Source organism: Pseudomonas sp. Irchel 3A7 (assembly GCF_900187565.1).
In the GTDB taxonomy this organism is placed as follows: domain Bacteria; phylum Pseudomonadota; class Gammaproteobacteria; order Pseudomonadales; family Pseudomonadaceae; genus Aquipseudomonas.
In genome coordinates, this window is sequence record NZ_FYED01000011.1 from 66,749 (window position 1) to 84,115 (window position 17,367).

18 protein-coding genes are annotated in these 17,367 nt (G+C 61.7%); 14 read left to right on the forward strand and 4 right to left on the reverse strand.

All coding sequences use genetic code 11. The features are described 5' to 3' along the window. Positions 1-13: 13 nt before the first annotated feature. Both CKW21_RS18630 and olsB read right to left on the reverse strand, forming a co-directional pair. Positions 14-805 (reverse strand): lysophospholipid acyltransferase family protein, encoded by a 792-nt coding sequence (locus CKW21_RS18630; RefSeq protein ID WP_095195419.1) that lies wholly within the window; start codon positions 803-805, stop codon positions 14-16. Continuing rightward, positions 805-1,560 carry an L-ornithine N(alpha)-acyltransferase gene (gene olsB / locus CKW21_RS18635; protein WP_095195420.1) on the reverse strand — a complete coding sequence of 252 codons (756 nt, stop codon included), beginning with the start codon at positions 1,558-1,560 and terminating at the stop codon, positions 805-807. The genes CKW21_RS18630 and olsB overlap by 1 nt, the downstream gene beginning before the upstream one ends. Before the next feature lie 155 nt (positions 1,561-1,715). Between olsB and CKW21_RS18640 the strand changes: the two genes are divergently transcribed. The 9 genes from CKW21_RS18640 (at position 1,716) to CKW21_RS18680 (ending at position 11,290) form a co-directional block, all read left to right on the forward strand. Continuing rightward, positions 1,716-2,594, forward strand: coding sequence for an acyl-CoA dehydrogenase family protein (locus tag CKW21_RS18640; RefSeq protein ID WP_095195421.1), 879 nt, complete (start codon positions 1,716-1,718; stop codon positions 2,592-2,594). Positions 2,595-2,739: 145 nt separating this feature from the next. After that, positions 2,740-3,834 (forward strand): serine hydrolase, encoded by a 1,095-nt coding sequence (locus CKW21_RS18645; protein WP_095195422.1) that lies wholly within the window; start codon positions 2,740-2,742, stop codon positions 3,832-3,834. Continuing rightward, positions 3,831-4,160: an amidase gene (locus tag CKW21_RS18650; RefSeq protein WP_095195423.1), complete on the forward strand. Its 330-nt coding sequence runs from the start codon at positions 3,831-3,833 to the stop codon at positions 4,158-4,160. The genes CKW21_RS18645 and CKW21_RS18650 overlap by 4 nt, the downstream gene beginning before the upstream one ends. A 285-nt stretch (positions 4,161-4,445) precedes the next feature. Further along, positions 4,446-5,621 (forward strand): M20 aminoacylase family protein, encoded by a 1,176-nt coding sequence (locus CKW21_RS18655; protein ID WP_095195424.1) that lies wholly within the window; start codon positions 4,446-4,448, stop codon positions 5,619-5,621. A 78-nt stretch (positions 5,622-5,699) separates the two neighbouring features. Then, positions 5,700-7,010: a citrate-proton symporter gene (locus tag CKW21_RS18660; protein ID WP_095195425.1), complete on the forward strand. Its 1,311-nt coding sequence runs from the start codon at positions 5,700-5,702 to the stop codon at positions 7,008-7,010. Between the two features lie 2 nt (positions 7,011-7,012). Next, positions 7,013-8,455 (forward strand): amidase, encoded by a 1,443-nt coding sequence (locus CKW21_RS18665; protein ID WP_170948695.1) that lies wholly within the window; start codon positions 7,013-7,015, stop codon positions 8,453-8,455. Between the two features lie 71 nt (positions 8,456-8,526). After that, positions 8,527-9,297, forward strand: a complete 771-nt coding sequence (locus CKW21_RS18670) for an IclR family transcriptional regulator (protein WP_095195427.1) — start codon at positions 8,527-8,529, stop codon at positions 9,295-9,297. Between the two features lie 243 nt (positions 9,298-9,540). Next, the gene (locus CKW21_RS18675; RefSeq protein ID WP_095195428.1) at positions 9,541-10,131 is read left to right on the forward strand and encodes a YceI family protein; all 591 of its coding nucleotides are present in this window, start codon (positions 9,541-9,543) and stop codon (positions 10,129-10,131) included. A 1-nt stretch (position 10,132) separates the two neighbouring features. Next, positions 10,133-11,290: a phosphatidylserine/phosphatidylglycerophosphate/cardiolipin synthase family protein gene (locus CKW21_RS18680; RefSeq protein WP_095195429.1), complete on the forward strand. Its 1,158-nt coding sequence runs from the start codon at positions 10,133-10,135 to the stop codon at positions 11,288-11,290. A 132-nt stretch (positions 11,291-11,422) separates the two neighbouring features. Here CKW21_RS18680 and bglX read toward each other — a convergent pair whose 3' ends face one another. Then, positions 11,423-13,714 carry a beta-glucosidase BglX gene (gene bglX, locus CKW21_RS18685; protein WP_095195430.1) on the reverse strand — a complete coding sequence of 764 codons (2,292 nt, stop codon included), beginning with the start codon at positions 13,712-13,714 and terminating at the stop codon, positions 11,423-11,425. A 246-nt stretch (positions 13,715-13,960) separates the two neighbouring features. Here bglX and CKW21_RS18690 point away from each other — a divergent pair, with 246 nt between their 5' ends. The 5 genes from CKW21_RS18690 to CKW21_RS18710 all read left to right on the forward strand — a co-directional run bounded on the left by CKW21_RS18690 (position 13,961) and on the right by CKW21_RS18710 (position 16,770). Further along, positions 13,961-14,566, forward strand: a complete 606-nt coding sequence (locus tag CKW21_RS18690; protein WP_095195431.1) for a LemA family protein — start codon at positions 13,961-13,963, stop codon at positions 14,564-14,566. Between the two features lie 8 nt (positions 14,567-14,574). Then, positions 14,575-15,333 carry a YgcG family protein gene (locus CKW21_RS32085; protein WP_095195432.1) on the forward strand — a complete coding sequence of 253 codons (759 nt, stop codon included), beginning with the start codon at positions 14,575-14,577 and terminating at the stop codon, positions 15,331-15,333. Between the two features lie 31 nt (positions 15,334-15,364). After that, positions 15,365-15,982, forward strand: a complete 618-nt coding sequence (locus CKW21_RS18700) for a TPM domain-containing protein (RefSeq protein ID WP_095195433.1) — start codon at positions 15,365-15,367, stop codon at positions 15,980-15,982. Positions 15,983-16,124: 142 nt separating this feature from the next. Continuing rightward, positions 16,125-16,427: a helix-turn-helix domain-containing protein gene (locus CKW21_RS18705; RefSeq protein WP_095195434.1), complete on the forward strand. Its 303-nt coding sequence runs from the start codon at positions 16,125-16,127 to the stop codon at positions 16,425-16,427. Then, entirely contained in the window at positions 16,414-16,770 is a 357-nt protein-coding gene (locus CKW21_RS18710) for a putative holin (protein WP_095195435.1), read from the forward strand. The genes CKW21_RS18705 and CKW21_RS18710 overlap by 14 nt, the downstream gene beginning before the upstream one ends. Positions 16,771-16,794: 24 nt before the next feature. Here CKW21_RS18710 and CKW21_RS18715 read toward each other — a convergent pair whose 3' ends face one another. Continuing rightward, positions 16,795-17,220, reverse strand: coding sequence for a helix-turn-helix domain-containing protein (locus tag CKW21_RS18715; RefSeq protein WP_095195436.1), 426 nt, complete (start codon positions 17,218-17,220; stop codon positions 16,795-16,797). Positions 17,221-17,367: the final 147 nt, after the last annotated feature.

Sequence of the window (17,367 nt, forward strand, 5' to 3'; positions counted from 1 at the left end):
CAGGGAAATGTGTTCAGGCTGCAATCGCAGGACGCATCGGGGCTTGTTGAGGCTCGACCACGGCTCCAAACAACGCCTTCTGCACCGCCTGCTGCGCTTCGAACGCCAGTGCGGCACGTTCGCGGCCTTCGCAAGGGATCGGCTTGAGCAGGTGAATCTCCGCCGCGCCGCGGTCATTGGCAAACAAGCGCATCAGGTGCGAGAGCAAATCATCATCGCCAATGAACGGCGCCAGCGTATCGGGCTCACCGTTGCGAACATAACGAATCGCCACCGGCTGCAGCTTCACCTCGGAATCGATCGCCGCCGACAGCAAGCGACCGTGGAAAGTGCGCAGCGAACGGCCATCGGTGGTGGTGCCTTCGGGGAACATCAGCAGCGGGTGTGCCTGTTGCAGGTGGCGGGTCATCTGTTTGCGGATCAACTGGCTGTCGCCTGAACCGCGACGGATAAACAGGCTGCCGGCCTTGGCCGCCAACCAGCCCGCCACCGGCCAGGTGCGCACTTCGGCCTTGGACAGGAACGACAGCGGCGTGAGCATCCCCAGCAACGGGATGTCGGTCCAGGACACGTGGTTGCTGACCCAGAGCATCGGGGTCTTCGGCAACTCACCGTGCACGGTCACATCGAAGGGCAGGGCGTTGCTCAGGCGCGCCATGAAAAACCGCGACCAGCGCTGGCGGCGGACCATCGAGTGAGCCAGGCCCAGGCGTTCGAACACGCCGAACACAGTGGCCATGCTCAGGCCGAGCGCAACCACCAGCAGCACTCGTGCGATTCGCGCGTACACGCGCAACCGACGCATTACACCGCCGCCTTGAAGTGTTTGGCGTAGCGCGGGCAGAGTTCGTCGCGCTTGAGCAGGATGAACACGTCGGCGACCTGGAAGTCTTCGTCCCAGCACGGCTCGCCGCAAATCTTCGCCCCCAGGCGCATGTAGGCCTTGAGCAGTGGCGGCATTTCCGCGATGACGTTCGATGGGATATCCAGGGTCGGCAGCGGTTTTTTCGGCTCGGCCCGCAGGTGTTCGGTGCACAGGTAACGTTCGCGCAGACGCTGCATGATCGCATGGGCCTGGATGCCGCCGTCCTGCATCGGGATGCTCGCGCAACCCATCAGATAGCTGTAGCCGCCCTGGTTCAGCACTTCGGCCAGTTCACCCCAGAGCACGGCGATGGTGCCGCCGTTGCGGTAGGCCGGGTCGACGCAGGTACGGCCGATTTCCAGGATGGGGCCTTGCAGATGGACCAGGCCATGCAGGCTGAATTCTTCTTCGCTGTAGAATTTACCCAGGCTGCTGGCAGCCGTGTGGTCGAGCAAACGGGTGGTCGCCACCAGGCGCCCGGTGTTCAAGTCGCGCACACCGATATGGGCGCAATGAACATCGTAGTCGTCCATGTCCAGACCCTGCTCCGCGCCTTTCAGCTTGGCATTGAACTCGCCGCTGAACACGTTGAAGCGCAAAGCCTGTGCCTCTTGCAAAGCCTCGGCGCCCACCAGGCGTTCGGCTTGCAGGCGGCGTTCGTTGCCGGTGTCGCTGATGCGGGCGATCTGAGTCATGGCGAATCTCCGTGCGGGCTGCTCACCCGTCTTTGGGTTACAGCGGATCGACTTTCTTTATCCAGCCTTGTTGTGCAAAGTCAGGCTATGTAGCCCCGGTGTCATCGCCATTAAGCTTTGGTGATGCTTATATGACAGCCCACAAGGAGCCTCTTATGCCCTGGCAAACCCTGTTGAATCGCCGCGATCGCTTGCCCGCCTACCCGGACCTGGGCGAGGGTTTCGTGACGCTGTTGCAGCAGCTGGGCAACGTCACCCCGTTTGAACTGGCGGTGGTCGGTGGACGCATGATGGCGACACCGGGACTGGCGTTTCTGGTGGGGTATCAGGCGGCGTTGCGCATGCTCTGGCCGAGCGCGCCGCCCAGCCTTGGCGCGCTGTGCGCCACCGAACAGCGCAGCCTGCGGGTGGCGAGCATGCAGACTCGCTTGAGGGATTTGCGCTTGAGCGGGCAAAAGGATTTCGTCACCGCGGGCGACGCCGCCGACTGGTTGCTGGTCGCTGCGCGTTGCGAACAACCCGGCGAAAATCCGCGCCTGAGCCTGGCCGTGGTCTATCCCGATGAACCGGGGGTGCGGGTGGAGAAACTCCCGGCGATCCCGTTGATGCCGGACATCAGCCACGGTCGGTTGTTTTTGGATAACGCGCTGTGCGAATTGCTGGCAGGGGATGGGTGGGATGCCTACGTCAAACCGTTTCGCACCCTGGAAGACATTTATGTGCTGAGCGCGATGACGGCATGGCTGTATGGCGTCGGCCAGGACAGCGACTGGCCGCAATCCCTGCAACTGCGGTTACTGGCGTTGCTGGCCGGTTGTGCCGAAGTCAGCCGCCAGGCGCCCGGCAATCAAGCTGGACATGTATTGCTGGGTGGATTGTTTGCACAGTTCGAGGGGCTCAAGGCTGAAGTGAATAAGGCGTTGGTCGAAGGGCCGCCGGAGTGGGCGGCGATGTGGCAGCGCGATCAAGCGGTGATGGATCTGGCTGCGGGAGCGCGGGTGAAGCGGTTGGCCAAGGCGTTGGCGGCGTATTGACGGGCCCCTTCGCGAGCACAGTTTGAAATGCATTCCCCTGTGGGAGCGAGCCTGCTCGCGAAGGCGATACTACAGACGATACAAATCCCGGAACTGTCATCAACCTCGACTAGGCTCAGCAGGTTATTCACCCTGAGCCCTCGTCATGTTCAAAGGCTTGCCCTTATTTTTCATCCTCTTGCTCAGCCTCACAGCCCACGCTGAAAACTGGCCCACTGAGCAATGGTCCGCCGGCCCCACCATCACCGGCCCGGCGCTTCAGGCACTTGAGGCATACGCCTTCCCACCCCGCGATGACACCACCCACCAAGGCATCCGCACCGACGCCTTGCTGGTGATCCGCGACGGCCAGTTGATCTACGAACGCTACGCTGGCCCGACCACCGCCGACACCCCGCACCTGACCTGGTCGATCAGCAAGAGCCTGATGGCCACGGTCCTCGGCGTGGCCTATGGCGAAGGCCGGTTCAAATTGCAGGACCCGGTTGCCCAATTCTATCCGCCGCTAAAAAAATACCCTGAGATGACCATGGCCGACCTGCTGCATTGGGCATCCGGACTCGACTGGCAGGAAGACTATGAATACGCACCGTTGAAGTCCTCGGTGGTCGCCATGCTCTACACCCGCGGCCACCCGGACATGGCCGCGTTCACCGCCGATCACGACACCTATGCCGCACCGGGGCAGGCGTTTCGCTATTCCAGCGGTGACAGCAACCTGTTGTCCGCCGCGCTGAAAACCATCGTCGGCCCGGACCGCTATGCGAACTTTCCGTGGACTGCATTGTTCGAGCCGCTGGGCATTCGTCATGCCGTTTGGGAAACCGATGCCACGGGCACATTCGTCGCCTCGTCCTACGCCTACCTCACCGCTCGCGACCTGGCCCGCATCGGCTTGTTGATGGCCCGCGACGGTCGCTGGGGCGATCGGCAATTGCTGCCCGAGGATTGGGTCGCATTCAACCGTGAACCGTTCGTCCACTATCACGCCAATCAGGATGATGCGGTGCCTGGCGGCCACTGGTGGCTGAACCGTGCGGTGAATAGCGCGGCGCAACCCTGGCCCGATGCCCCCGCCGATACCTTCGCCGCGCTGGGCCATTGGGGGCAGGCGATGTACGTGATCCCCAGCAAAAACCTGGTCATCGTGCGCTACGGCGATGACCGTGATGGAAGTTACCGGCACAACGAACTGCTCAAACTCGCGCTCAAGGCCTTTGCCGGGAAGGTACAGCCATGAGCCGTCGTTCATTTGTACGTCGGCTACCGTTCAGCACGGTGTTGTTGATTCTGCTGCTCGCCTTGCTCGGATGGGCCTGGCAGGAGCGCGTGGCGTTCTGGGCATTCCCGGACATCATCAGCGCCTACACCGCCAAGGAATATTGCTCGTGTCGGTATGTGATGAACAATGACTCGGCGTATTGCCGTAGCTATGTGAAACAGTGGCTGCCGACCAGCGGCTTTAACGATGACGCCACGACCAAACGCATCACCGTCAGCGGGTTGGGGCGCAGCAACAGCGCGACCTGGATCGGCGAGCGTCAGGGCTGTCGCTTGGCCCCCTGACGCCATACACACAACACCTGTGGGAGCGAGCCTGCTCGCGAAAGCGTCGGCAGGCGCGACACAAGTAGTGAGGCTGCAAGTGCATTCGCGAGCAGGCTCGCTCCCACAGGGTTTTATGTGAGTTTCAATTGATCGGCTCCTCAGGTTCCACACCGTGGAACCACATTCGATTGTCCTCGCGCGCGACTCGCGGTTATCTGGCGGTGAGCGCGACCTGCCTTGATGTGTCGCGAAATCACCGCGAACAAAAAGAACGGGAATACACCCGGCCCGAGGACAATCGTCATGACCCGACATCAGCACATCCTTGCCTGGCTCAACGACGTGGCCAGCGACCTGCACGCCATCCGCCAGGACATCCACGCCCACCCTGAACTCGGTTTCGAGGAAAACCGCACCTCGGCGCTGGTCGCCCAATCCTTGAAAGAGTGGGGTTATGAGGTGCACACCGGCATCGGCAAGACCGGCGTGGTCGGTGTCCTGCGCAACGGCAGCAGCCCGCGCAAGCTCGGGATTCGGGCCGACATGGACGCGTTGCCGATCATCGAGAACACCGGTGCGGCCTACAGCAGCCGGCATCAGGGCTGCATGCACGCCTGTGGGCACGACGGCCACACCACCATGTTGCTGGGTGCGGCGCGCTACCTGGCGGCGACTCGCCAGTTCGACGGCACCCTGACCCTGATTTTCCAGCCCGCCGAAGAAGGCCAGGGCGGCGCCGAAGCGATGCTCGCCGATGGCTTGCTCGAACGTTTTCCCTGCGACGCCCTGTTCGGCATGCACAACATGCCGGGCCTGCCAGCCGGGCATCTGGGCTTTCGCGAAGGGCCGATGATGGCCTCGCAGGATCTGCTGACGGTGACGATTGAAGGCGTCGGCGGCCACGGCTCGATGCCACATCTGGCGGTGGACCCGCTGGTGGCGGCGGCCAGCGTGGTCATGGCCCTGCAAACCGTGGTCGCGCGCAATATCGATGCGCAGCAGGCGGCGGTGGTGACGGTCGGTGCATTGCAGGCCGGGGAAGCAGCCAACGTCATTCCGCAACAGGCGATCCTGCGCCTGAGTCTGCGTGCGCTGAACGCCCAGGTCCGCGAACAAACCCTGGAGCGGGTAAGCGCGATCATCGAAGCCCAGGCCCGCAGCTTCGGCTGCACCTCGACCCTCGAACACCGTCCTGCCTACCCGGTATTGGTCAACCATGCGGCAGAAACCGAGTGCGCCCGGCAAGTCGGCGTCGAGTTGCTCGGTGCCGACGCCGTCGATGGCCACACCGCCAAACTGATGGGCAGCGAAGACTTCGCCTGGATGCTGCAACGCTGCCCCGGCGCCTACCTGTTCATCGGCAACGGTGTATCGCGACCGATGGTGCACAACCCGGCCTATGACTTTAACGATGACATCCTGCTGACCGGTGCGGCGTACTGGGGCGCGCTGACCGAGAGCTGGCTCAAGCCGGCCTGAGCTTTCACTTTCTACTGCCGCTGGACCGGGCGCGTTACGTCGCGCCCGGCATCACCCAACAGGTTTGGAGAGTTCCCCATGCAGACTTCGAGTACTGGCGTTTCGCGTACCCGGCAGGTGGTCGCCGCCGTCATCGGCAACGCGCTGGAATGGTATGACTTCATCGTCTATGGCTTTCTGGCGAGCATCATCGCCCGGCAGTTCTTCCCCTCCGAGGATGAATACGCATCGTTGCTGATGGCGCTGGCGACCTTCGGCGTCGGCTTTTTCATGCGCCCGGTGGGCGGCATTTTGCTGGGCATGTATTCGGACCGCAAAGGGCGCAAGGCAGCGATGCAGATGATCATCCGTCTGATGACCGTGTCCATCGCGCTGATTGCCTTCGCGCCGAACTACGCCGCCATCGGCATGGGCGCGCCGCTGTTGATCGTGGTCGCGCGGATGCTGCAAGGTTTCGCCACGGGCGGCGAATACGCCAGTGCCACGGCCTTCCTGGTGGAAAGCGCACCGGCGCACCGCAAAGGGCTGTACGGCTCGTGGCAATTGGTCGGGCAATGCCTGGCGGTATTCTCCGGCGCGGGCATGGTGGCGTTGTTCACGCATCTGCTGTCGCCCGAGGCGCTGGACAGCTGGGGCTGGCGGATTCCGTTCGTCATCGGTCTGCTGATCGGCCCGGTGGGGTTGTGGATTCGCAAACACATGGAGGAACCGGAGGAGTTCCTCGAGGCGCGGAAACAGGCCAAGGGCGAAAATCCGGGATTGTTGCAAGTGATCCGCGAACATCGGCGCAGCATTCTGGTCTCGATGGGCCTGGCCTGTGGTGCGACCGTGTCGTTCTACGTGGTGCTGGTGAACATGCCGACCTTTGCCCACAAGAACCTGGGCCTGCCACTGGATCAGGTGCTGCTGGTGCAGATGCTCGCGGTGGCGCTGATGACCGTGGTGATTCCGTTGTCCGGTGCGCTGTCGGACCGCCTTGGCCGGCGTCCGGTGTTGATGGCCTTCACCCTGGCGTTTTTCCTGATGGTGTATCCGCTGTATGTCTGGGTGGCGGCGGCGCCGTCGGTGGAGCGTTTGCTGGTGATGCAACTGTTGTTGTGCAGTGCGATTGGCGGTTTCTTCGGCCCGGCCCCGACGGCGCTGGCCGAGCAATTTCCGATTGAAGTGCGATCTACCGGCGTCTCGGTGGCCTACAACGTGGCGGTCATGGTGTTCGGCGGTTTTGCCCCGCTGATCGTCACCTGGCTGAGCAAGGCGCTGGCCACGCCGGTGGCGCCATCCTTCTATGTGCTGTTCGCTTGTGTACTGACGCTGCTGGGTACTTACTGCATGCATGAAGCACCGCGCGCCAGGCAATCCGTTGAACTTGACCTTGGAGTGAAACCTTGAGCATCCATCCGATTGTCGAACTGGACGCCGATGCGCTGTCCCGGGCCATCCACGAACGCCAGGTGTCCTGTCGCGAAGTGATGCAGGCCTATCTGGCGCAGATCGAGCGTTTCAATCCGCAGGTGAATGCGCTGGTATCGCTGCGCCCGCCTGAAGAGCTGCTGGCTGAAGCCGACGCCTGTGACCGACAACTGGACCAGGGCCAATCCCGAGGCTGGATGCACGGCATGCCGCAAGCGATCAAGGACCTGGCGGCGACCGCCGGGTTGCGCACGACCATGGGCTCGCCGCTGTTCGCCGAGCAAGTCCCGCAACAGGATGCGATCAGCGTGGCGCGGGTGCGCAATGCCGGGGCGATCATCATCGGCAAGACCAACGTCCCGGAATTCGGCCTCGGCTCGCAGACCTACAACAGCGTTTTCGGTACCACCACCAACGCCTACGACCCGACACTGGTCGCCGGTGGCAGCAGCGGCGGGGCGGCAGTGGCGCTGGCCTTGCGCATGCTGCCGGTGGCCGACGGCAGCGACATGATGGGCTCGCTGCGCAACCCGGCGGCGTTCAACAACGTCTTCGGTTTGCGCCCATCCCAGGGCCGCGTGCCCCATGGCCCGGCGCCGGAAGTGTTCGTCCAGCAACTGGCCACCGAAGGACCGATGGGCCGAACGGTCACCGATGTCGCTCGTTTGCTCGGCACCCAGGCCGGTTACGACCCGCGTGTGCCGTTGTCGCTGACGCAGGACCCGGAGATTTTCCATCAGTCGCTGGTGCAGGATTTCAGCGATGTCCGGCTCGGTTGGCTGGGCGACTACAACGGCTACCTGCCGATGGACCCGGGGGTGATGAGCCTGTGCGAGTCGGCGATGCCGGACTTCGAAGCGCTGGGCTGCAAGGTCGAGGCCTGCCAGCCGGACTTTTCCATGGAGCGTTTGTGGCAAGCCTGGCTGGTGCACCGCCACTGGCTGGTGCAAGGCGGCCTCGGCGCGATGTATGCCGATCCGCACCAGCGCGAGCAACTCAAAGCCGAAGCCCGATGGGAGATCGAGGGCGGCCGGCGCCTGACCGCGGCGGATGTCTATCAGGCGTCGATCAGCCGCAGCGAATGGTATCGAGCCTTGAGCGAGTTGTTCGAACGCTACGATTTCCTGTTGCTGCCCACCGCCCAAGTATTCCCTTTTGATGCACAGACCCCTTGGCCGCGCGTCGTCGGCGGGCAGGCCATGGACACTTATCACCGCTGGATGGAAGTGGTGATCGGGCCGACCCTGGCCGGTCTGCCGAGCATGAACGTGCCGGTGGGTTTCAACCCGGCGGGATTGCCGATGGGCCTGCAAATCATTGGCCCGGCCCAGGCCGACCGTGCGGTGCTGCAACTGGCCTATGCCCATGAACAACTGACGCAATGGGTCAAACGGCGGCCACCCGGTTGTCTGCAAAATGCCTGAGTACTGCGGATGGGCGCGTAATTTGCTGTACGTTAACGATCATCCATTTTGGGCATACGGAGGTCGATTCCATGGACAGCAAGGCAGAAACCGGCAGCGTACGTTCGGTCGAGCGCGCCTTGGCGATCGTCGAGTTGCTGGGCGAGCATCAGGCGTTGGGCCTTGAGGAGTTGCACTACCTGACGACCCTGCCCAAGGCCACGGTGTCGCGCATGTTGCTGACCTTGCAGGAGCAGGGCTGGGTCTATCGCGGCTTGAGCGATCGGCGTTATCGCCTGTGCGCCAAGCGCCTGTTCGGTGACAGCCGGCAGCGCTTCAAGCGGCGCCTGGTGGAAAACGCCGCGCCGTTGTTGGTGGAATTGAGCGAGCGCACCGGGCTGGTGGCGGACTTGTCGTGTTTTGATGGCGAGCGGGTGGAGGTCATGGAAAGCGCGATCCCCACGGTGTTGCGCAAACGCTATCCGAACAACTGCCAGATCGTCGGCCAGCACGCCAGCCTGTTTCATTCGGCGATGGGCCGCGCTTGCCTGGGCGAACTGCAAAGCCATGAGGTGGAACGCCTGGCCGAGCGCGAGCGGCTGAACGACGAATCCTTGTACAACACCACCCAAGAGGCGCTGCATCAGGGCTTCGGCCAGCGTACCGAAGGCTACTGGGAATACCCGGTGCGCCTGCCGTTCCTGATCCGCGCGGTGGCCTTGCCGATTCATACCGAGGGTCGCCTGGTCGGCAGCATGGCGTTGCACTGGCCGATGGATCAGGCGCCGGTGGAGCGGGTGCTGAGCCTGCACCTCAATAGCCTGGCGGCGACCATTGGCGATGTGCAGCAGGCGATGGCCTGATTCATTCCTGTGAAGGGAGGCTTTTGTGGCGAGGGAGCTTGCTCCCGCTCGGCTGCGCAGCGGTCGCAAAACCTGTGTATTCGGTCTATCTGAAGTAACCCATTATCGGTTTTGGGAGCGCTTCGCACTCCAGCGGGAGCAAGCTCCCTCGCCACAAAGGCAGGTTGGGAGTAACAGAAAGTTTGCAACCTGTGTCAGGCCAGTTAAGGTTCAGCACAGGTTTATCTGCCCCCACGAGTCTCTATGTTCATGCGGTCTGTCACCCAAACCCTCGCCATCCTGCTGCTGGCCGGCGCTTCGCTGTCTGCCCGGGCCAATTGGTATCTGGACGGCGAATCCTCGCGGCTGTCGTTCGTCAGCACCAAAAACACCAATGTTTCCGAAGTGCAGCGCTTTCTGGTGCTGCACGGCAAGGTCGATCCCAAGGGCCTGGCGCAGGTGGAAGTCGAGCTCGACTCGATCAACAGCGGCATTCCATTGCGCGACGAACGCATGCGCAAGGACTTGTTCGAGATTCAGACCTTTCCCGAAGCGTTGATCACCACGCAAATCGACTTGCGCCCGATCAACGACCTCGCCTCCGGTGCGCAACTGGAATTGCGTCTGCCGCTGACCGTCAATTTGCACGGCAAACAACACACCTACAACGCCGAACTGCTGGCCACGCGCCTCGATGACCGGCGTTTCCAGGTGGTGACCCTGGAACCGCTGGTGATCAATGCCGAAGATTTCGATCTGGCGCCCGGCCTGGAAACCCTGCGCAAGGTCGCCGGGCTGTCGGCCATCAGCCTGTCGGTGCCGGTGGGCGCTGTACTGATCTTCACGGCGCGCTGACATGGCCGGCGCAATCTTTCCCTGGCGTGAAGGCAACCACTTCGAACTGCTGATCGACGGCCCGCAGTTTTTTCCGCGCATGCTGGTGGCGATTGCCCGGGCCGAAGAACAGGTCGAACTGGAACTGTACCTGGTGGAGGCGGGCGCTTGCGCCGAGGCCATGGTGCAGGCATTGGTCCAGGCGGCCGAGCGCGGCGTGCGGGTGCGTTGCCTGTTCGACGATTACGGCAGCCTCGCCTTCACCCTGACCTTGCGCCAGCGCCTGATGGCTGCCGGGGTCGAGCTGCGTTTCTACAATCGCCTGAGCTGGCGGCGTTGGCTCGGCAACTTCTACCGTGATCACCGCAAGCTGTTGTTGGTGGATCAAACGATGGCCGTGGTCGGTGGCACCGGCGTCACCGATGAGTTCTGGACGCCGGGGGAAGACGTCAGCGAATGGCATGAAGTGATGGTGGAAATCACTGGCCCGCTGGTGATCGACTGGCAGCTGCTGTTCGACCGCCAATGGATCGCCAACCGTCATCGTCGCGCCTGGAAACCTGCCGCGCATTTCGGCCTGCCACGTCTGCCCCGCGTGCCGTCCATGGGCGAGGGCATGGGCCGGGTTGCCTACGCCGACGCCCGCCAGCACCGCGACATCCTGCAATCGCTGATTCGTGCGCTGAACAGCGGCCAGCGGCGGATCTGGCTGGCCACGCCGTACTTTCTGCCGACCTGGAAAGTCCGTCGCTCCCTGCGCCGTGCGGCCTCCCGTGGCGTCGACGTACGCCTGCTGCTGACCGGCCCGCGCACCGATCACCCGTCAGTACGCTACGCCGGGCATCGTTACTACCCGCGACTGCTCAAGTCCGGCGTGCAGATTTTCGAGTACCAGCCGTGTTTCCTGCATCTGAAAATGGTCCTGATCGATGATTGGGTGAGCATCGGTTCGTGCAATTTCGATCACTGGAATCTGCGCTTCAACCTCGAAGCCAATCTTGAAGCCCTGGACCCCGGACTGACCCGGGCGGTGGCGGCGAGTTTCGAAAGGGACTTTGCCCTGAGCCAGGAAGTCAGCCTGGAGGCATGGCAACGCCGACCGCTGTGGCGACGGGTCAAGCAGCGGGTGTGGGGGTGGGTGGATCGGGTGGTGGTGAATCTGCTGGATCGGCGGGGATAGTCGCCACCCCACAAACCACTGTGGGAGCGAGCCTGCTCGCGATGGCGGCGTAACAGTCAACAGAGATGTTGAATGTTATGGCCTCATCGCGAGCAGGCTCGCTCCCACAGGGTTACTTCGGTGTGTCAGGAGTTAAAGCAATTCAAAGCTCTGCTGCGTCACGTCCTTGGAATCCAGGCCGATCTGCACGTTGAACTTGCCCGGCTCCGCGGCGTACTTGAGCTGGGTGTTGTAGAACTTCAGGTCATCCTCGGTGATGGTGAAGTGCACGACTTTCTGTTCGCCGGCCTTGAGCATCACTTTCTGGAAGTTCTTCAGTTCCTTGAGCGGACGAATCATCGAGCCGGTCACGTCCTGGATGTACAGCTGGACCACGGTTTCGCCGTCACGCTTGCCGGTGTTCTTCACGGTGACGCTGGCGTCGAGCTTGCCGGTCTTGTTCAGCGTGGTCGATGACAGGGTCATGTTGCTCAGGTTGAAGTCGGTGTAGCTCAGGCCGTAGCCGAACGGGTACAGGGGACCGGTGGTGTCATCGAAATACTGCGAGGTGTAGTTGCCCGGTTTGCCCGGGGTGAATGGCCGGCCGATGCTCAGGTGGTTGTAGTAGGTCGGAATCTGGCCCACCGAACGCGGGAAGGTGATCGGCAGTTTGCCCGACGGGTTGTAGTCGCCAAACAGCACGTCGGCGATGGCGTTGCCGCCCTCGGTGCCGCTGAACCAGGTTTCCAGGATCGCGTCAGCCTGTTCGTTCTCTTCGAGAATCGACAGCGGACGGCCGTTCATCAGCACCAGCACCAGCGGTTTGCCGGTGGCTTTCAGGGCACGGATCAGCGCGCGCTGGTTTTCCGGGATGTTCAGGTCGGTACGGCTCGACGATTCGTGGGACATGCCACGGGATTCGCCCACAGCGGCGACCACCACGTCGGCATCCTTGGCAGCTTTCACCGCTTCGTCGATCAACACGTTGGCCGGACGCGGGTCATCGACCACTTCCGGCGCATCGAAGTTGAGGAAGTTCAGGTAGTCGAGGATTTTCTTGTCGCTGGTGATGTTGGCGCCACGGGCGTAGATCAGCGTCGATTTGTCACCGATGACATTGCTCATGCCATCGAACAGGGTCACCGATTGCGCAGGGCGACCGGCGGCGGCCCAGCTGCCCATCATGTCGATCGGCGCCTTGGCCAGCGGACCGACCAGGGCGATTTTCGCGGTTTTCTTCAGCGGCAGGGTTTCGCCCTGGTTTTTCAGCAGCACCAGGCTGCGACGCGCCACGTCACGGGCTTCGGCGCGGTGCAGGCGACTGTCGGCATAGGTGTCGGCCGGATCATCCTCGGCCTTGCCGATGCGCAGGTACGGGTCCTTGAACAGGCCCATGTCGTACTTGGCGTCCAGTACCGCACGCACGGCGTTGTCGATGTCGCTCTGCTGGATCTCGCCGGACTTCAACAGCCCCGGCAGTTCCTTGCCGTACAAGGTGTCGTTCATGCTCATGTGGATGCCGGCCTTGATCGCCAGCTTCGCCGCTTCGCGACCGTCGGCGGCGACGCCGTGCTTGATCAGCTCGAAAATCGCCCCGTGGTCGCTGACCGCCAGGCCCTTGAAGCCCCATTCCTTGCGCAACAGGTCGTTCATCAGCCAGGTGTTGGCGGTGGCCGGTACGCCGTTGATCGAGTTCAGCGCGACCATCACCCCGCCGGCACCGGCGTCAATCGCTGCGCGATACGGTGGCAAATAGTCCTGGTACATCTTGACCGGGCTCATGTCGACGACGTTGTAGTCGCGACCGCCCTCGACCGCGCCATACAGGGCGAAGTGCTTGACGCTGGCCATGATGCTGTCGGCGGCGTTGGCGCCGACACCCTGGAACGCCTTGACCATCACGCCGGCAATGCGCGACACCAGGTAGGTGTCTTCACCGAAGCCTTCGGAGGTCCGGCCCCAGCGCGGGTCGCGGGAAATGTCGACCATCGGCGCGAAGGTGATGTCGAGGCTGTCCGCCGCGGCTTCCTTGGCGGCAATGCGCCCGGACAGGCCAATGGCGTCCATGTCCCAGCTCGACGCCAGGGCCAGCGGGATCGGGAAAATGGTGCGGTGGCCGTGGATCACGTCGTAAGCGAAGAACATCGGGATCTTCAACCGGCTGCGCATGGCCGCGTCCTGCATCGGACGGTTTTCCGGACGGGTGATCGAGTTGAACGTACCGCCGATGTTGCCGGCTGCGATTTCCTTGCGGATCAGCTCCCGGGGCATTTCCGGGCCGATGCTGATCAGGCGCAACTGGCCGATTTTTTCATCGAGGGTCATTTGCTTCATCAGGTTGCTGACGAACGCGTCCTTGTTTTCCAGAGGTGCAGGCGTCGTGGCGGCCAATACGTTATGACTGGCCAGGCTGACGAACAGGCCCAGCAAACACAGCTTCTTCATGAATTGTTTTCTCAAGGGCCCAAACGGCGATCTATACGCCGGTCAGCCAAAATTTAGGGAGCGTCTATTGTTGTTCGAGGGCTGATTGAAAAACGACAGCCGAAGTCCGGATGTGTTTTTTGCGCAGGGCATTTTTTAGCCCATTGCCCCGATGCGATCCAGTAGCGCGGCCGATTATGCCCCAAGAGCCGGCCGAGAGGGTCGTTGGTTGTTTTTTCCATGAAATGTGAAGGGAGCATCACTCTGATGAATGTACGACTCGCCACTCGGTCGAACCTGCAAATCGCCACATTACTGGTGTTGGCCACGTTGCTGACCGCCTGCGGCATCAACAATATCCCGACCCTCGATGAGCAGGCCAAGGCCGCCTGGGGCCAGGTGCAGAACCAGTATCAGCGCCGCGCCGACCTGATCCCCAACCTGGTGGAAACCGTCAAGGGCTACGCCGCCCATGAAAAAGAGACCCTGACTGCCGTCATCGAGGCCCGGGCCAAGGCCACCTCGATCCAGGTCGACGCCTCCACGTTGGACAACCCGGAGAAACTCAAGCAGTACCAGCAGGCCCAGGACCAACTCAGCGGCGCCTTGAGCCGACTGATGGTGGTATCCGAGCGCTATCCGGATCTGAAGGCCAATCAAAACTTCCTGGCCCTGCAATCTCAGCTTGAAGGCACCGAAAACCGCATCAGCGTGGCGCGGCGTGATTTCATCCTGGCGGTGCAGAAGTACAACACCGAGATCCGCACGTTCCCTGGTCGCCTGTGGCACAGCGTGATGTACAGCAACCTGCCGGTTCGCGAGACCTTCGAGGCTACGCCGGGTTCGGAGAAGCCGCCTGAAGTCAAATTTTGAGGTTGCCCATGCGCGTGTTGAAAGCGGGCCTGGTGCTGTTGCTGTGGGTGTTTACCCTGGCGGCCCAGGCCGAATTGAAGTTTCCGGAGCTCACCGGGCGGGTGGTGGACAACGCCCGGATGATCGAGCCATCGGTGCGCGACCAGCTGACGCAACAGCTTCAGGCCCATGAGAAAGTCACCGGTGAACAGCTGGTAGTGGTGACCTTGCCGGACTTGCAGGGCACCGACATTGCCGACTTCGGTTATCAACTGGGCCGCTACTGGGGCATCGGTCAGAAAGACAAAAACAACGGTGCCTTGCTGATCGTCGCCCGTGATGAGCGCAAACTGCGCATCGAAGTCGGCTATGGCCTGGAAGAGCGCCTGACCGATGCGCAGAGTTCGGTGATCATTAATCAGGTCATCACCCCGGCGTTCAAGGCCGGCAATTTCAGCAAAGGCATCAGCGACGGCGTGGCGGCGATGCTGGTGGTGCTGGGCGGGAACCCGCTGGACGAACCGTCGACGGTGTATGAATCCAGCGGTGACCCGCAAGACGATTTCGTTTCGCGGCATCCGGGGCTGTTCGTGTTTTTGGTGTTGTTGTTCATCCTCACTTTTTTTGTAGGCCAGATGCTCGGTATCCTTCCCGCCGGCCGCGGCGGTTCTGGCGGTTCTGGCGGCTCAGGCGGTTTCGGCGGTGGCGGTTTTGGCGGCGGCGGAGGCGGAGGCTTCAGTGGCGGCGGGGGCAGTTTCGGGGGCGGTGGTTCGTCGGGCGGCTGGTGAATAAAACAATAATGATCGGGCATTTCAAGACATGGCATTACTGACGGAACACGAACAACGCAAAGTCGCCGAGGCGATTGCCCGGGTCGAGCGTGACACCGATGCGGAGCTGGTGACCGTACTCGCGGCCCGCGCCGACGACTATGCGTACATCCCGCTGCTCTGGGCCAGCCTGCTGGCGCTGGTGGTGCCGGGTATCGTGCATTACCTGACAGGCTGGTTGACCATGCACAGCTTGTTGCTGGTGCAATGGGTCACCTTCATCATCCTGTGCCTGGTGTTCCGGGTACCGAAAATCACCACCCGCCTGATCCCGCGTTCGGTGCGTCACTGGCGCGCCTCGAACCTGGCGCGTCGGCAGTTCCTGGAACAAAACCTGCACCACACCGTGGGCAGCACCGGCATGTTGATTTTCGTCTCCGAGGCCGAGCGTTATGTGGAAATCCTGGTGGACGAGGGGATCTCCAGTCGGCTGGACAACAAGAACTGGGACGCGATTGTTGCCGCGTTCACGCAGCAAGTGCGGCAAGGGCAGACGTTGCAGGGCTTTGTCAGTTGCATCGAGGCGTGCGGCGAGTTGCTCAAGGTGCACGTTCCTGTGACGCACGTACGTAACGAGCTGCCCAATCGTTTGGTGGTGCTCGGTTAACCCTGACCCGCAACGTTGCTCCAGAGAGTTTGTAGCGCTCCACGGTACAACTGCCGCGTGTTGTCCGGCGCCAGGCTTGACTTCAACATCCCTCCAACAGCAAGCGCCCTGCCACGGGCGTTCTGACGTAGAGGGAGTTCTTATGTCAACGCATCAATCGCTCGACTCTATTGCGGGGGCTGCACCCGATGGCGGTGGGAACGCCCCGCCAGCGCGGCTGACCGCGAAAGAGAAGCAAACCTTAATGTGGTGCTTCAAAGGCAAGACATCCTGGGAGATTGCCCGGATTCAGAATTGCTCGGAAGCCACGGTCAACTTTCATTTCTCCAATATCCGCCGCAAGTTCGCCGTCAGTTCCCGTAGCGCCGCGTTGCTCAAAGCCATTGAATCGGGAGTCATCAGGATTGATGAGACTGGTGAGAGAGGTGCCCATGAATCTGACTGATTCGGTCTACAACAGTATCAGTGGGCTCCTGTTGGGATTGGGTGTCGCGACACTGCCTGCGATTGATGGCGAGGCGCTGTTCGGTGCGTCGCTGGGTGCCTGGCTGGTCACCACCACCCGCATCAACTTCAAAGCCTGGCAGCGAATCGGCTCCTGGTTGCTGTCGGCGGGCGTCGGCTATCTATTTACCCCGGTCGCACTGCAGATGACCCCGTTCCTGACAGCGGGGGTGACGGCATTTTTCTGCGCGCTGATCGTCATTCCCATCAGTATCAAGGTCATGCAATGGATCGATGGTGCCGGTCTTGGCGAAATCATCCGTCACTTCAGAGGGCGCGGGTGATGGGCAGTGATGAACGTTGGATGGCTATGACTTCAAATTTCGTTCGAGTGACGAGAGGAGGGTGGCCATTTCAGACAGTTTGAGTTCCATGTCACGCAGGCGTCTCTTTTCCTCCAGCGCGTTTTGTATGGCACAGCGATCCTCTTCGTCCAGCAATCGCCACAACGCGAGAATTGTGTTTTCCCGGGCCGTACTTTCTTGAGAGCCCTCGACGGGGTTGCTGGGTGCCTGCCGCAAAATCGGACCTTCACCGAGCAGTAACCAATCAAGAGAGATGCCTCGTGTTTGCGCGATGTCTACGCATAATGAGTATGGCGTGCTGTCGCGACCTTTCCAGCTGCTAAGGGTTTGCGGGCTGATCTGCAGCGCGGAAGACAATGATGCATCGGTTTTAGTGCCGGTGATTTGCTTCAGGCGAGCCAGGACAGCTTGTGATTTTTTGCTACGCAATTTGAGCCTCTTCCCTTTGACATATGCTTTTTGAGTGCTTAGCGTATGCGCAATGAGTACTTATTTTTTTGTAAGTAATCAATCATCAACTACGAATCAGAAGAATACGATGTCGAAACTTCCTAATGGTATCAGGGTGATTTCCTA